Here is a 15015-nt window from a genome sequence, read left to right as displayed (position 1 = left end):
GCAGGGGCCGGACCCATGCCGTTCAGTGCCCCAAACCCGGCGAGACACACGTGCGCGATGAACGCCCGTGCGAGGCGCGGCCTCAGCCGGCGGCGGCGAGGGTCTCGGTGCCCTTCTTGCCGCGGAAGACCTGGAGGGCCACGAGGAGGACGACGACGACCACGTCGATCACGGCGACGGTGACGGCGAGCCGGGTGAGGGAGTCGGCCAGCGATCCGAGCCCGACCAGGGCGAGCACGCCCAGCGTGACGAGGTACTTGGTCCAGCGACCTCGCTTCGCCAGGCCGGCGTAGACGAGGAGCTGGAGCACCGACAGCAGGCCGCCCAACACGGCGAAGAGCCAGAGCCGGGACTGCACGTCCTCGTAGTCGTTGCCGCCGATGAAGACCAGGGCGAGGCCGCTCAGGAGGTAGGTGCCGGCGACGCACGCGGCGCCGAGCCCGCTGAGGAAGGCGAGCCCGCGCATCACGGCACTACGGCTCTCGCCGGCGGTCGACATCGACGGGAAGAGGATGACGACCGCGAACTGGGGCAGGAAGAGAACCGCCTTGGTCACGATGAGGCCACCGGCGTAGAGCCCTGCCTGGTGGTCGTCGAGCACGTTGCGGGCGACGACGACGTCGAGGTTCGAGAGAGCGACGAACGCGAGCAGGGCCAGCGAGCTGCTGTAGGTCTCGCGGCGCACGTCGCGACGGACGTCGCGGTCGTGCTCGGTGACGATGGCGCGGTGGGTGCGCCGTCGCAGCGTCCAGCTCCCGATGGCGACCGGGATCCATGAGGCGACCAGCACGCCGGCCATCGCGCTCGCCTCGGTCGCCGAGACGAGGAGCGCGCCACCGCCGATGAGCACCCGCGGCAGGCCCACCGAGAGGTAGACCAGGCTCAGTGGCAGCCACCGCCGCTCGCCCTGCAGCACGCCGGCCTGGCCGCCCATCACGGTGACCGGGACGACGCACAACCCCAGAAGTACTGCGGACAGCAACCCGTCGAGCCGCAGTAGCCACCACACGAGCGGCGAAGCGAGGAGGGCGACGGCGCCCAGGACGAGGGCGGCCCGCCATGTCGTCGTGAGGATCGTCTGCTCGATCGCAGCCACATCCTCGGGCGTGGCCGCGATGCGGCGGGCGGCCGTGGCCTGCAGGCCGAGCTGGACGACGGAGAGGACCATCAGCAGCGCCATCATGCCGGCGACGGCGCCGTACTCACTCGGGCCGAGGAGTCGTGCTGCGACCATCTGGAAGGCGTAGGTGCCGACGTTCATGACGGCCATGGCGATAGCGATGCCGGCGCTGGTGCGCAGCAAACGGAGCACGGCGGAGCCGCCGGGTCCCGAGGAATCCGTGTCCTCGGGCTGTGGGCGGTCGACGGTGCTCGTCACCCTCCGAGCGTAGACGGCGCCGCGGCATAAGGTTGCCCCGGCCAGGAGGAGCAACATGCGGCAGACGGACAGGACAGGGGCGGCGATCGCGTCGTGCCTGTATGCCCTCGTGACCGTGCTGATGCTCCTCCAGCAGCCTGGCGCGACGACCTACGACACCCGAGCTGAGCTCACCGAGCGGCCGGGCAGCTTCTTGTCGGGCGCCTTCACGTTGTGGCATCCGGGATCCAACTTCGGAGAGTTCCAGAACCAGGCCTACGGCTACCTCTTCCCGCAGGGCACGTGGTTCGTCGTGACCGACGCGCTCACCATGCCGGGATGGGTGAGCCAGCGCCTCTGGTCGGCGCTGATCCTCATCGTGGCCTGCGAGGGGGCGCGTCGGGTGGCGCGCGCGATCGGTTTGAGCGATCTCCCGGCGCTGCTCGCGGGCGTCGTGTTCGCCTTCTCCCCGCGGCTCCTCGGCACGGTGTCGGTGCAGACGGGGGAGTCGTTACCGGGTGCGGTGATGCCGTGGCTCGTGCTGGTGGTGGTCCTGCACCTCCGTGGGCGTGTCCCTGCGCTGCGTGCGGCCGTCCTCAGCGGGGCGGCCGTCGTCTGCATGGGGGGTGTCAACGCCGTCGAGACCGCGGCCTGCCTGCCGCTGGCCATGATCGTGATGGTCTGGGGTGTGCGGCGGGGGCTCACCAGTGTGCGCGCGGCGGCCGCGTGGTTCGGCGCGATCGGGGTCGCCTGCCTGTGGTGGGCGCTGCCCCTGCTCCTGCTCGCGCAGTACGCGCCGCCCTTCTACGCCTACGTCGAGAGCTCGCGCGACACGACCGCTCTCGTCGGCTGGTCGGAGGCGTCGCGCGGGGACTCGTCGTGGATCGCCTACCTCGTCTCCGGTGACCAGCCGTGGTGGCCGGCGGCCTTCCACCTCGCGACCGACCCCGTGCTGGTCGTGGCGGCCGCCGTTGTCGCCGGCGTCGGCCTGGTCGGTCTGACGCTGCTGGACAGCTCGATCAAGCGACCGCTCATGCTGGCCGCGGCGCTCGGGCTGACTTGCCTGACCGTCGCCCATGGTGGCGTCGCGGGCACCCCTGTCGCGGGGCTGGTCCGGGACCTCCTCGACGGCCCGCTCCAGATCTTCCGCAACGTGCACAAGATCGACCCTGTCGTGCGACTGCCCTTGGCGATCGGCTTCGGCTGCGCCGTCGCAGCCGCAACGGAGGTGCTGCTCGATCGGATGCCGCGGCTCCGGCAGGCCGAGCGCCTGCTCCTCCTGGCGCCGCTGCTCGTGGTGCTCGTCCTCGGTCGGCCCTATCTGGAGGGCGAGGCGCGCACGCCGGGCTGGGACGCGATCCCGTCCGACTGGCAGCAGGCCAGGGCCTACCTCGCCGAGCACGCGCCGGGCGGGATCGAGGGCGGCCGCACCCTCGTGGTGCCGGGGTCCCGCTTCGCCCAGCAGGACTGGGGATGGACCCTCGACGAGCCACTCACGATCCTCGGCCAGGCGCCGATCGTCAGTCGCAGCCAGGTCCCGCTGATCCCCGGTGAGTCGATCCGCTTCCTGGCCGCGCTCGACCAGGAGATCGCGACCGGTCGCGCCACCGAGGCGCTCGGCGGCGAGCTGGCGCGCGCGGGGATCACCCATGTCGTCATCCGTCGCGACCTGCTGCGCGACCTGACCGACTCGCCGCATCCGGGCGCGTCGGCCGTCTCGCTCGCGCGTGCGGGCCTGGAGCGGGTCGCCGGCTTCGGGCGTACGCCCGATGGTGCGGCGATCGAGGTGTTCGAGGTGCCCGAGGCGTTCACGTCGCTGCGCGCGACCGACGTCGACGACGTGGTGACGGTCCGTGGAGCCTCCGAGAGCGTGCTCGCGCTCCAGGACGGCGGGCTGCTGGCTCCGGGCCGCCCGACGGTGCTCGAGGGGGAGGGCGGCTGGGACGACGACGCCGACGTCGTCACCGACTCCGACCAGAGGCGGGAGCGGGCCTTCGGCAACAACGACGAGTCGTTGTCGGCGATCATGACCGCCGAGGAGCCATGGCGGGTCGAGCGCTCGGTCCACAACTATCCCGGCGGACCGGGGGGACCTACTGCGCAGGTCATCGCCGACTACGACGGACTGACGTCGGTCACCGCGTCGTCCGCGCAGGGTTATGCGGACAACTACGGTCCGGTCCTCGTCCAGGCCGGCCCGGCCGCCGCGATCGACGGCGACCTCGACACTCAGTGGGTCAGCTCGCTCGCCGGCGAGCCCGACGACCAGTGGTTGCGCTTGACCTTCGACGGGCCGCGGGCCGTGCACCGGGTGACGATCACGCCCCTGGCAGGGGATCTCGCCGTGGCGCCCATCCGGACCCTCGAGGTGGTGGCGGGCGACCAACACGAGCGAGTCGAGGTCAACACGTCGGGCGCACCGGCCGTCGTCCAGCTCGACGGGAGCGCCGTCGACTCGGTGGAGATCCGGGTGGTCGCCGCCGCCTCGGCGGCGCGCGGTGCCCGGGTCGGGCTCCGCGAGGTCGCCATCGACGGGCTGACCCCCGACCGGACGCTCGTGCTGCCGGGCGCCGTCCCGCAGGGGGCGGCGCTGACCTTCGCGACGACCCCCGGCCGTCGGGCGTGCTCTGTGGTGCTTGGGACCCCCGACTGCGACGTGGCGCGGATCCGTGACGCCGAGGAGAAGTCGGGCCTGGACCGCACCTTCACGCTCGCGGAGGGCGCGCGGCTCAAGCTCGGCGGGCACGTGGTTGCGCGGAGCACGCCGGAGGCCGCCAGGCTCCTCGACCGCGTCGAACGGCGCCCACCGGTGCTGGCGTCGTCCACCTTCGGCGCTGACCCACGGGTCGCGGCCCGGTTCGCCTACGACAACCAGCCCACCACGTCGTGGGTCTCCGACAACGGCGACCTCTATCCGACCCTCACGTTCCGCTGGAAGCGGCTGCGCACCATCACCGGCATCAAGGTGGCCTCGGGAGAGGACGCACCCGTGGGGGTGGTCGTGACCGCGCACGGGCGCGTTCAGGCGGTCGGGCTGACCGGCGACACCACGGTCGCCCTCGACCGGGTGCGCACCCGCGAGCTGGTCGTCCGCTTCGAGAAGGCGCCCGGAGCCGGACACGTCGCCGTCTCGGAGATCTCGCTCACCGGGGTCGACGTGGCCAACCCGCTGCCGCTCGACACCCCGACGGGGGCGGTGTGTGGTCTTGGGCCGACGGTCTACGTCGACGGCGTGGCCTACTCGACCCGGGTGACCGGCACCATGGCCGATGTCGTCAACGGGAGTCCGCTCGCCCTCGAGGCGTGCGACAAGGACACCGGTAGGGGGATCGTCGTTCGCCTCGACCCGGGGCAACACCGCGTCCATGCCGTGCCCACCGCGGAGTTCTTCGTCACCGACCTGGTCTCGCGCCCGAAGGACTCGGCGTCACCCTCCCCGGGACGGAGGGTCACCCTCGAGCGGTGGGACGACTCCGAGCGCACGGCCGTGGTCTCCGGCGGGTCGGAGACCCTGCTCTCGGTCCCGGAGAACTACAACGACGGCTGGGTCGCCGAGGTCGACGGCAAGGAGCTCACGCCGATCCGCGTCGACGGCTGGCAGCAGGGCTGGATCCTGCCGGAGAGCGGTGAGGTCACCGTCGAGCTCAGCTTCCGTCCGCAGCGCACCTACGACGTCGTACTGCCACTGGGGATCGCGGCCAGCGGGTCACTGCTGCTGGCCGCGCTGGTGGTCGCCCTGCTCTCGGTCGTACGACGGCGCCGCGGTCTCGCTGCCGAGCCGGTGCCCTTCACCGACTGGCCACCGGACGCTCCACCGTCGGGTGTCGTGTGCTGGGTCGCCGGGGGAGCGGCGTTGCTGTTCCTCGGTCCCATCGCCACCGTCGGGTTGGTGATCGGCATGCTCGCCTCGCCTCGGGCCCGATGGGTCCACGTGGCCGCCACTGGCGGCGCGTTCGTCGCCCTGTCGGGGATCCTCGATGCACTCGGCCGCCCGGAGACCCTTGACGGGGCAGCCGACGTCATCGCGGCCGTCGGGGTGGGCCTCGTCATCGGTGTCGTGCTGGGCGTGCCGGACCAGCCCGCTGCGCTGAGCGAGGTCGAGCCGTGAGCGCGCCCGTGCGGCCCTGGAGGGGCGTGCAGGGAGCGGCGGCACTCGGAGTGCTCGTGGTGCTCGCCGTCGTCCGCGGCCGGCTGCTCGCCGACTCCTACTTCAACCAGGACGACTTCTACATGACCGGTCGTGCCTACCGGGCCGACCTGACGTGGGACTACCTGTTCGCCGACTTCGCCGGACACGTCAACCCGTTGCAACAGCTGACGCTCTGGCTGGTGGCCCATCACGCGCCCTTCGACTGGGCCGTGGTCGTGACGGTGATCCTGGCTGCCAACCTCGCTGCGACAGCCCTGGTCTGGCTCATCCTGTCGCGGCTCCTCGGCGCGGGGTGGACGAGGGTGGTGCTCCTGGCGGTCTTCGCCTGGGCCCCGATCACGCTCGCGCCGACGCTGTGGTGGAGCGCGTCGATGTTCCTGTGGCCGCAGGTCCTCTGCTCGCTGACCGCGATCTGGCTGCTCATCCGGTGGCGCCAGGGCGATGGCCGCACCTGGGTCAACACGCTGGGGATCATCGCGGCGGTGGCCGTCGGGCTGCTGTGGCACGAGCGGGCCGTCCTCATCGTGCCGCTCCTGCTCGGGGTGGCGGTCGCGATCGCGGACGAGGCGACCGGGTGGCGACGGCTGGTCGCCGCGCTGCGGCGCTACTGGTGGTTGTGGCTCGCGCTCGTGGCCCTGCTGGGAGGCTTCCTCGCGGGGCACGCTGCCCTCACCGACGTCGTGGGCGGCGGCGGCACGGCGCGCCAGCAGCTCGACGTGTCGTGGTCGTTCGTGGGTCAGAACGTCGTCCCCGGATTGGTCGGAGGCCCCTGGGCCGGTCACGTCCAGGGTGGTGCTGTCGTCCCGGCCACCTGGGTCACCGTCGCCAGCGGGGTGCTGGTCGTCGCGGTCATCGGCCTCCTGTTGTGGCTCGGGGGTCCGGCCCGTCGCTGGGGCGTGGCGGTCCTCGTGGGCTACGTCGCCGCCGACCTGGCCCTGCTCCTCTCCGGTCGATCGGCCTTCGGCGACATCATCGGCCTGGATCCGCGCTACTCCTCCGACACGTTGCACGCTGTGGTGGTCTGCATCGCGCTGTGCCTGCGCGGCGCCGCGCCAGTGCCCGCGCTGGCGTCGGGGAAGCGGCGCGCTCTCGTGGTCGGCACGTCCCTGGCGGCGTACGGCGTCGTGGCGGCCCTCGGCACCGCGCTCCTCGTGCCCGCCTTCCAGAACACGGCCGACCGGGCGTTCGTCACCCACTTCCGCGATGCCCTGGCCGACGACCCCGACCAGGTGGTCTTCGACGGCGCAGCGCCCGCAGAGCTGGTCCTGCCCCTCGTCGACGGGGACAACCGCTACTCGGTCATCTTCGGTCCGCTCCCGGAGCGGCCAGCGTTCGACGGTCCGTCCGCGCGGATGCGCGTCGTCGCGAGCGACGGCAGCCTGCGGCCGGCCGAGCTCGTCGGGCCCGTCACGAGCAGGCCGGGCCCGTCGCGCAGCTGTGGCTATCCGGTGTCGGCGGACCCGGCGACGGTGATGCTGCGCGCGCCCGTGTCGGGCCGGCTGCTGCTGCGGATCGACTACTACTCCGGCAGCGAGTCGACCGTGACGGTGACCAGCGGTGGCTGGCACGAGGAGTTCTTGGCCCGGCGCGGGCCCAACGAGGTCTGGCTCGTGCTTCCCGACCTCGACGATGACGTGCAGGTCCTCGACCTGGTTGGCGACGGACGCGCCACCGTGTGCGTCACGGGCGTCGCGGCCGGTCTCCCGGTGACGCCGTGACCCGGCCCGACCGCGCCACCAGTGCCGACCTGGCCTGGACGTCCGCGCTCGCCCTGGCTGTCTTCGGGCCGTTGCTGGTCGGCTCGGGCTACTGGCTCTTCGGCGACATGGTCTTCGTGCCCGAGCAGCCGTGGAAGTCGGCGTGGCTCGGCCTCGACGGATCGCTCCCGCGGGCGGTCCCGATGGACGCGCTGGTCTCGCTCGCCACCCACGTCGTGCCGGGGAGCTGGGTGCAGCGGTTGCTGCTGGTCGGCGGGTTCATCCTCGGCGGCCTCGGCATGGGCAGGGCCGTCCGCGAGCACGCCTGGTATGCCCGCGCCGCCGCCATCACCCTCCTGCTCTGGAACCCGTGGGTCTACGAGCGACTCCTCATCGGTCAGTGGGCGATCCTTCTCGGCTACCTCGCCCTCCCGTGGGTGGTCGTGGCCGCGCGCCACCTGCGGGCCGAGCCTCGCCGTGGCTGGGCCGAGGCGGCGGTCGCCGTCGCGCTGGCGGCGATCTGCAGCCCGTCGAGCGGGGTGATGGCTGCTGTCGTTCTGGCCGCGCTCGGACTCACCCGGGACCGGCGCACGTGGTGGGCCACCGGCGCGATCGCACTCGCGGCCAACCTGACGTGGCTGGTGCCCGCCCTCACCGCGGAGTCGGCGCGCGTGTCGGCGGACGGCGTCTTCAGCGCCTTCGCCGCACGCGCGGAGTCCGGCGCCGGGGCCTTGGCGAGCCTGCTCTCCCTCGGCGGCATCTGGAAAACGTCGATCCTTCCCGGTGCTCGCACAAGTACGGCGTTGGTGCTGCTGTCGTGCCTGCTCACGATCGCAGCCGTGGCCGGTGTCCGGCGCGCCGTGCGAGACCACCCGGGGGAGTGGCGCCGGTTGCTCGCCCTGGGGGCCGGGGCACTGGCCCTCGCCGCCGCGCCGACGGTCCCGGGGGGTGCCGGCACCCTCGAGGACCTCGCGGCCCATCTGCCGGGGGTCGCCCTGTTCCGCGACTCGCACCGCTTCCTCGCCCCGCTGGCCGTGGTTCTCCCGATCGGGGCCGCTGGGGCCGCCGCCGCAGTACGCGAGCACGTCGGGCGCGGCCGCGAGGCGCTCTGGGCTGTCGTCGGACTCGTCGTGGTCGCGCCGGTGCTGCTGCTCCCCGCGCTGGCCTGGGGTGCGGGCGGCGAGCTGGAGCGCTCGTCCTACCCCGACGAGTGGGCCGAGGTGAGCGATCTGCTGGGCGATGATCCCGGCCGCGTGGTGGTGCTTCCGTGGGAGGGCGCTTACCGGGGATTCGACTGGAACCATCGGCGCGCCGTGCTCGACCCGGCGCCGCGCTACTTCCCCGGTGAGGTGCTCGTCGACGACGAGGTCCTGCTCGAGGAACGCACGGTGCCCGCCGAGGATCCCCGCGTCGAACAGGTCGGTACGGCGCTCACTGCCGACGACCCGGCGGGCGCGCTGCGCGGCATCGGCGTGCGCTGGGTGCTGGTCGAGAAGGGGATGGGCACGGTCGCGGCGCCGCAGGGAGACATCGTGCACGATGGGGAGGAACTTGTTCTCATCGACCTCTCGGCCGGAGATCCTCCCGTCGCTGAAACCGATGACGGGGAAAGCCAAATCAGGTCAAATGTCCTGATTTGGCTCGGACACGCCGCCGCGGGGGTTTGCCTTTTGGTCGGTTGTGTCGTCAGAATCCACTACGGGAGAGATCTTCGTCACGCATACTGACGAGATCAGACGGATCGGGTCACCGGTCCGACCAAGGTCTTTGGGAGGGGACCTTTCTATGAACATGCTCATTTCGGCGGTCGTCGGAGCGTTGGCCGCAAGCGCCGTGCTCGTCGGCGGCGTCAACGCCGCACAGGACGGGCAGAAGCCCGTCGCCAACAAGGATCTCTACACCTACTCCAGCGAGTAGGAGCGACGGCCACCCGCAGCTGGGGAGCGCGCGGGCGGCCGGATAGTTCACGACATCGTCCCTCGGGAGCGGGACGGTGTCCTTGGCAGACGGCTTGGGAGGGTCCGATGCTGCACATCGTCATTCCTGCGTACAACGAGGAGCTCAGGCTTCCTCGTACGCTCCGCACGCTGCGGCGGTTCATCGCGCAGCGCCACCACCACCTCGGTCCGATCGAGGTGCTCGTCGTCGACAACGGCAGCACCGACCGCACCGCCGAGGTGGCCAGCGCTGCCGCGACCGCGGCCATGCCGGTGCGGGTGGTGCGGTGCCCCGTGCGCGGCAAGGGCGCCGCCGTACGTGCTGGCCTGCTGGCCAGCGACGCCGACGTCGTCGCCTTCATGGACGCCGACGGCGCGACCGACCTGTCGGCGCTCGACGAGGCGATCCGCCGGATCCGGCTCGGGGCCGACGTCGTGATCGGGTCGCGCGGTCTGGTCGACTCGCTCGCCGACGTGCGCAGCTGCCGCACCCGCACGGCCGGTGCCGCGCTCTACCGGCGTCTGGCCGGCCGCCTGGTCTCCGGCATCGCCGACACCCAGTGCGGCTTCAAGGTGATGCGCGGCGACCTCGCGCGCTCCGTCGCGCAGGACCTGCAGGCTCGCGGCTTCTCCTTCGACGTCGAGCTCCTCGTGCGCCTGCGGGCCGAGGATGCCCGCATCGTCGAGATCCCCGTGCGGTGGACCGACGTGCCCGGGTCCACCTTCCAGCCGGCCCGCCACGGCGCTGGCGCCTTCACCGAGCTCGCCGCGATCGCCTGGCGCACGCGGCGCCTCGGTGCCCCGATCGCCGGCGGGGCGACGTCAGGTGCAGGCTCGCGGTCCCCCATGCCGCTGCCTGCTCCCGTCGCCCTGCCGGTAGCCATCGCCGTCGCCTCGGCCGCCTCGCTGCTCGGAGACCGCTGACATGGCATCCGTCTCGGCCCTGCTCCCGCTCGCCGGCCAGCGCGTGGTCGTCGTCAACTGGCGCGACCTCGACCACTCGCTCGCCGGCGGGTCGGAGATCTACGCGTGGGAGCTCGCCTGCGGGCTCCGCGACGGTGGGGCCGAGGTCGAGTTCCTGACGGCGCGAGAGCCCGGGCAGGAGGCGACCACGGTGCGTGACGGCATCGTCGTACGCCGACGGGGCAACGCCCTTTCCTTCTACCCGCACACGGCCCTGCGCCTGCTCGCCCGGCGCCGCCGGGTGGACGCGGTCATCGACCCGTCGTGCGGGCTGCCGTCCTTCGCGCCGCTCTTCGTGCGCCGGTCGACTCCCGTCCTGCTGGTGATGCACCACGTGCACCAGGAGCAGTTCTCCACCCACTTCCCGCGCCCGGTCGCAGCTCTGGGCAAGTGGCTCGAACGGGTCGCCATGCCGGCCGTCTACCGTCGGCGACCGGTCGTCGCGGTCTCGGAGTCGACGGTCGAGGAGATGCGCGGCCAGCTCGGCTGGACCGGGCCGGTCGGGCTGCTCCACAACGGCGCTGACCTGCCGCCGCTCGGGGCCGGCAACCCGCTGGCCAAGGACCCCGATCGGGTCGCCGTCCTCGGCCGGCTCGTCGCCCACAAGCGCGTCGACGCCGTGATCCGGGCGATCGCCGTCCTCTGCCCGACGCGACCGCTGCTCCACCTCGACGTGATCGGCAAGGGGCCGGAGCGCGACGACCTCGAGCGGCTCGCCGCCGAGCTCGGCATCGCCGACCGGGTGACCTTCCACGGGTTCGTCGACGACCCGACCAAGGCCACGCTGCTCGCCCGGGCCGCGGTGCACGTGTGCGCGTCCGACGCCGAGGGCTGGGGCCAGGTCGTGATCGAGGCTGCTGGCCACGGCGTACCGACGCTGGCCCGCGACGTCCCCGGCCTGCGCGACTCCATCCAGCCGCAGAGGACGGGCTGGCTGGTCGCCGATGACCGCGACCTCGATGTCGTCGGTGGCCGACTGACCGCGACCCTCGCCCAGGCGCTGGCCGAGGCCGACGACCCCGCGATGCGGGCACAACGCTTCGAGGCCTGCCAGCGGTGGGCCCATCACTTCGACTGGGAGCAGATGCGCCGTGAGGCGCGCGACCTGGTCGTCCACTCACTCACGACGGGCGCCGCGCCCGCCGTACAACTCCGCTCGCGCAAAGACCGAGTGGCCGTCATGGGAGGAACGTCATGCGTCGAATGATCGGACCAGTGCTCGTCGGACTGGGGGTGTTCCTCGTCGTTGCTGCGGCGCTCGTGCGTTTCTACGCCTACCCGGCGCTCGCACGGGTGCCCGCCGGCTACCACAGCGAGACCGCCCTCGAGGCCACCGGAGCTGTCATCTTCAACTCCGACCCCGAGGTGCTCGCGCCGGAGACCCACGACCTCGTCATCACCTCGAAGACGAGCGAAGACGCCGAGGCCGACGTGCCCGACGGTGACGTCGTCTGGGTCAACGCGACCCGGATCGACAAGGCCGAGGGCGGCAACTTCCAGTTCTCGACCGAGCGGGTCGCCTTCGACGCCGTCACCGGCGCCGGCGTCGACTGCGACGCGTGCGACACCTGGGAGGCGGTCTCCGACGGCGACGCCGTCGAGGAGGTGCCGACGGTCTTCGAGGGGCAGGTCTACAAGTTCCCGTTCAACACCGAGAAGAAGACCTACGACATGTGGGACGGCCCGACCGGTGAGGCGACCCCGGCGACGTTCGAGGGCGAGGAGTCGCTCCAGGGGCTCCACGTCTACAAGTTCGTCCAGGTGATCGAGCCGACCGTCGTCGAGCAGCGCGAGGTGCCGGGTTCGGTGTTCGGTTCGAAGGAGTCCGAGGTCGAGGCCGACATGGTCTATTCGATGACCCGCACGTTCTACGTCGAGCCCGTCACCGGCTCCCCGGTCCACCGCATCGAGGAGCGGGTCCAGGAGCTGGTCTACGACGGCCAGCACGTGCCGGCCTTCATCGGCAACGTCCACTACACCGACGCGCAGGTCGACAAGAACATCAACGACGTGGAGACGAAGGCGAGCCTGCTCGGCGGCATGCGCTTCCTCTTCCCGGTCGGACTGCTGCTCGTCGGCCTGACGATGCTCGCCGTCGGACTGCTCATCAACCGCCGGCAGAGCGCGATCGAGCCCGGTCACCACAAGGAGGAGCGCCCGCTGGTCACGGCGTGACACCTGCAACACCCCAGACTCCCTGGAGGGAGCGGGCGGGCTGATCTAGCTTTCCGACAGCCTGCCCCTGACGGCCTCGAGCACCTGCTCGAGGCCGTCGGCGTCCCAGTCGGCCGCACGGGCGCGCAGGGTGACCACCGTGCGACCGCCGTGCCCCACCGCGCCCAGCGAGATGCCGGTGCCGCCGGCGGTCACCGGATGGAAGGCGAGCCGGTCGACGTGGGGCGCGGTCACTTCGCCGAGGTGGGAGACGAGCAGCGTCGAGCCGAGTCGTCGGGACAGCAGACGCATCGCGCCCGCTGCAGCCCGATCAAGGGGACCTGACCGGCTGACCGGTGGCCGCTCGGCCGGCGCCTCCCGGAGGGCGCGCTCGATGTCAGTGGGGTCCATCCGCTCGACGTCGCGCAGCCGGAGGAGGGCGCTGCGGTCGTCGACGCCCGCAGCCGGGTCGCGGGTGACGCCCACCGCGACGGCGACATGCCGATCAGCTCCGTGGGCCGCGAGCGCGTGGGCCGCGGCGTGCACGAGCACCGCGGTGCGGATCGATCCCGCCACCTCGATCTCGACCATGACGTCGCCGATGGCCGCTGGGACCGCACTTCGGGGGGTAAGCGATGCGGGCGGGTGGAACGCCGCCTCCGCGAGGCGGCGGGTGACGGTGCCGAGGTAGCCGTGCGCTGCGGGCCGGTCACCGACGCCGCGGGCCGACGACGTGGCCGGGCCGAAGCCGAGGCGCTCGAGGACGGCGAGCAGGCCGAGTCCGTCAGCGGCGCTGTGGTGGGCGGAGACGACGAGATCGGACCCGGCCACCCCGATCAGGATCGGGCGGCGGTCCGGCAGCGCCAGGTCGTGGCGGAGCTCGTCGGTGGTGGCGGCGGTCAGGTCGGCGTCGACGGGGGCGGGCTCGGGCAGGGTCGCCGTGAGCAGGATCCGCCAGCCGATCGTCGGATCGGCGACCCAGCGCGCCTGATCGGTCACGGCTTGCGCGCCGAGACCACCAGGCTGACGCCGGGGAGCCGGCGCAGCGGCAGCACGCGCTCGAGGGCGACGGCCGAGCGCAGTCCGGCGTTGAGCACCGGGTTGACGTGCTCCATCTCGCTCTCCGCTTCGCTCTTCTTGCGCCGCCGCGCGCGGACGACCGGCCGGAGGAGGACGTTCCACGACCAGAGGTCGACGACCTCGAGGCCGGCCCCGGTGACGAGCCGGTCGAGCTCGTCGCGCTCGTAGCGTCGGAAGTGCCCCAGCGCCACGTCGTGGCCGCTCCAGAGCTTCATGCTGCAGGGGACCGCGACCAGCAGGCGGCCGCCCGGGCGCAGCACACGTGCGGCCTCACTGGCGATCAGCCGGTCGTCCTCGATGTGCTCCCACACGTCGGTCGACATGACCAGGTCGAAGGTCGCGTCGGCGAAGGGCAGGCGGGTGGCGTCGCCCCGCACCACGTCGAGCCCGCGCGAGGCGGCGGCCTGGGCGCCGGCGGGGGAGTACTCCAAGCCCGTCACCGACCACCCGGCGTCGCGGAGCACGGCGGTGTTACCGCCGCCGCCGCAACCGACGTCGAGCGCGCGACCGGCGGGCCAGGTCGCGACCGTACGTCGGACCATGGCCCGCCGCTCGGCGTACCACCAGTGCCGCTCCTCGAGAGCAGCTGACTTGGCGATCTCCTCGTCGTCCACGGGCAGGACTCTAGGACGACGAGGAGATCGACTGCGGCGGCTGGGTCAGCCCAGGCCACCAAACATGCGCAGGCCGCGCGGGTTTTCCAGACCCGAGTGGACGTTGGCCGGGTCGGCCCCGCCCTCGACCTCACGGCCGTCGCTGATGCCACCGAAGTCGGTGTCGAAGTGCGTCGGGTCGGACTTGTGGTTGCCGTGGGCCCCGTTGGCGCTGCCCGTGACCTCGACCTTGTCGCGCAGGCCGTCACCGTCGGTGTCCTTGCGGACCGGGTTGGTCTTGCGGAGACCGATCACGTAGCTGCTGCCGTCCTTGGTGCGGACGATCACCTTCTGCTTGATCTTGGTGCCGCGGACCTCTCGGTCGTCGCGCAGGCCGTCGTTGTCGGTGTCGGCGTCACACGGGTCGGGCTTGACGACACCGATCGACCGGACCTTCTTGCGACTGAAGTGGACCTGCTGGTCGATCCGGATGCCGTTGACCTCGCGCCCGTCCTTCAGCGTGTCGCCGTCGGTGTCGGGGTCGAGCGGGTCGGTGCTCCCGGTGCTGCAACTGTCGGTCGCGTCATTGACCTCGTCGCCGTCGGTGAGCCCGTCATCGTCGGTGTCGGGGTCGAGCGGGTCGGTGCCGAGGTCGGTTTCCTCGTCGTTGGTGAGGCCGTCGCCGTCGGGGTCGTTGTCGACGATGTCGTCGGAGCCGTCGAGGGGGTCGGTGCCTTGGTCGTTGACCTCGGTGCCGTCGTCGATGCCGCCGTCGTCGGTGTCGGCGTCGTTGGGGTCGGTGCCGTGGGTGTTGATCTCGGCGCCGTCGGTGAGGCCGTCGTCGTCGCTGTCGGCGTCGAGCGGGTCGGTGGGCTCGTTGTTGTAGTCGTCGTTGGCGTCGCCGTGGACCTCGTCGCCGTCGGTGATGCCGTCGCCGTCGGTGTCGGGGTCGAGCGGGTCGGTGCCGAGGTCGGTTTCCTCGTCGTGGGTGAGGCCGTCGCCGTCGGGGCGGTGGTCGACGAGGTCGTGGTGGCGGTCGAGCGGGTCGGTGCCTTGGTCGGGGCCCTGGGTGCGGTGGTCGATG

The 15015-nt window shown here is 72.1% G+C and carries 10 protein-coding genes and 1 pseudogene; 7 read left to right on the top strand and 4 right to left on the bottom strand.

Annotation, left to right across the window (positions count from 1 at the left end; all coding sequences use genetic code 11):
- Window positions 1–82 precede the first annotated feature (82 nt).
- Entirely contained in the window at window positions 83–1378 is a 1296-nt protein-coding gene (locus F0U44_RS14530; RefSeq protein WP_246160493.1) for a lipopolysaccharide biosynthesis protein, read from the bottom strand.
- 55 nt (window positions 1379–1433) lie between these two features.
- Here F0U44_RS14530 and F0U44_RS14525 point away from each other — a divergent pair, with 55 nt between their 5' ends.
- The 7 genes from F0U44_RS14525 (at window position 1434) to pgfA (ending at window position 12279) form a co-directional block, all read left to right on the top strand.
- Window positions 1434–5465, top strand: a complete 4032-nt coding sequence (locus F0U44_RS14525; protein WP_149729081.1) for an alpha-(1->3)-arabinofuranosyltransferase domain-containing protein — start codon at window positions 1434–1436, stop codon at window positions 5463–5465.
- Window positions 5462–7225 (top strand): hypothetical protein, encoded by a 1764-nt coding sequence (locus F0U44_RS14520; RefSeq protein WP_149729080.1) that lies wholly within the window; start codon window positions 5462–5464, stop codon window positions 7223–7225. The genes F0U44_RS14525 and F0U44_RS14520 overlap by 4 nt, the downstream gene beginning before the upstream one ends.
- On the top strand, window positions 7222–8931 hold the full coding sequence (locus tag F0U44_RS14515; protein ID WP_149729079.1) for an MmpA family trehalose lipid delivery protein: 1710 nt from the start codon (window positions 7222–7224) through the stop codon (window positions 8929–8931). Before F0U44_RS14520 ends, F0U44_RS14515 begins: the two co-directional genes overlap by 4 nt.
- Before the next feature lie 58 nt (window positions 8932–8989).
- Window positions 8990–9121 (top strand): hypothetical protein, encoded by a 132-nt coding sequence (locus tag F0U44_RS23745; RefSeq protein ID WP_281292639.1) that lies wholly within the window; start codon window positions 8990–8992, stop codon window positions 9119–9121.
- 107 nt (window positions 9122–9228) lie between these two features.
- Window positions 9229–10065: a glycosyltransferase gene (locus tag F0U44_RS14510; RefSeq protein WP_149729078.1), complete on the top strand. Its 837-nt coding sequence runs from the start codon at window positions 9229–9231 to the stop codon at window positions 10063–10065.
- A 1-nt stretch (window position 10066) separates the two neighbouring features.
- Window positions 10067–11311 (top strand): glycosyltransferase family 4 protein, encoded by a 1245-nt coding sequence (locus F0U44_RS14505; RefSeq protein ID WP_149729077.1) that lies wholly within the window; start codon window positions 10067–10069, stop codon window positions 11309–11311.
- An 8-nt stretch (window positions 11312–11319) separates the two neighbouring features.
- The gene (gene pgfA / locus F0U44_RS14500) at window positions 11320–12279 is read left to right on the top strand and encodes a cell envelope lipid trafficking protein PgfA (RefSeq protein WP_223163701.1); all 960 of its coding nucleotides are present in this window, start codon (window positions 11320–11322) and stop codon (window positions 12277–12279) included.
- A gap of 45 nt (window positions 12280–12324) precedes the next feature.
- Here pgfA and F0U44_RS14495 read toward each other — a convergent pair whose 3' ends face one another.
- From F0U44_RS14495 to F0U44_RS23045, 3 genes and pseudogenes are all read right to left on the bottom strand, one after another.
- Window positions 12325–13257, bottom strand: a complete 933-nt coding sequence (locus F0U44_RS14495; protein ID WP_149729075.1) for a hypothetical protein — start codon at window positions 13255–13257, stop codon at window positions 12325–12327.
- The gene (locus F0U44_RS14490) at window positions 13254–13952 is read right to left on the bottom strand and encodes a class I SAM-dependent methyltransferase (RefSeq protein ID WP_149729073.1); all 699 of its coding nucleotides are present in this window, start codon (window positions 13950–13952) and stop codon (window positions 13254–13256) included. The genes F0U44_RS14495 and F0U44_RS14490 overlap by 4 nt, the downstream gene beginning before the upstream one ends.
- A gap of 45 nt (window positions 13953–13997) precedes the next feature.
- A pseudogene (locus F0U44_RS23045) lies at window positions 13998–15015 on the bottom strand (hypothetical protein); the annotation flags it as partial.

It is taken from the genome of Nocardioides humilatus (genome assembly GCF_008373755.1).
In the GTDB taxonomy this organism is placed as follows: domain Bacteria; phylum Actinomycetota; class Actinomycetes; order Propionibacteriales; family Nocardioidaceae; genus Nocardioides; species Nocardioides humilatus.
This window is presented reverse-complemented; position numbering and strand designations above follow the sequence as displayed.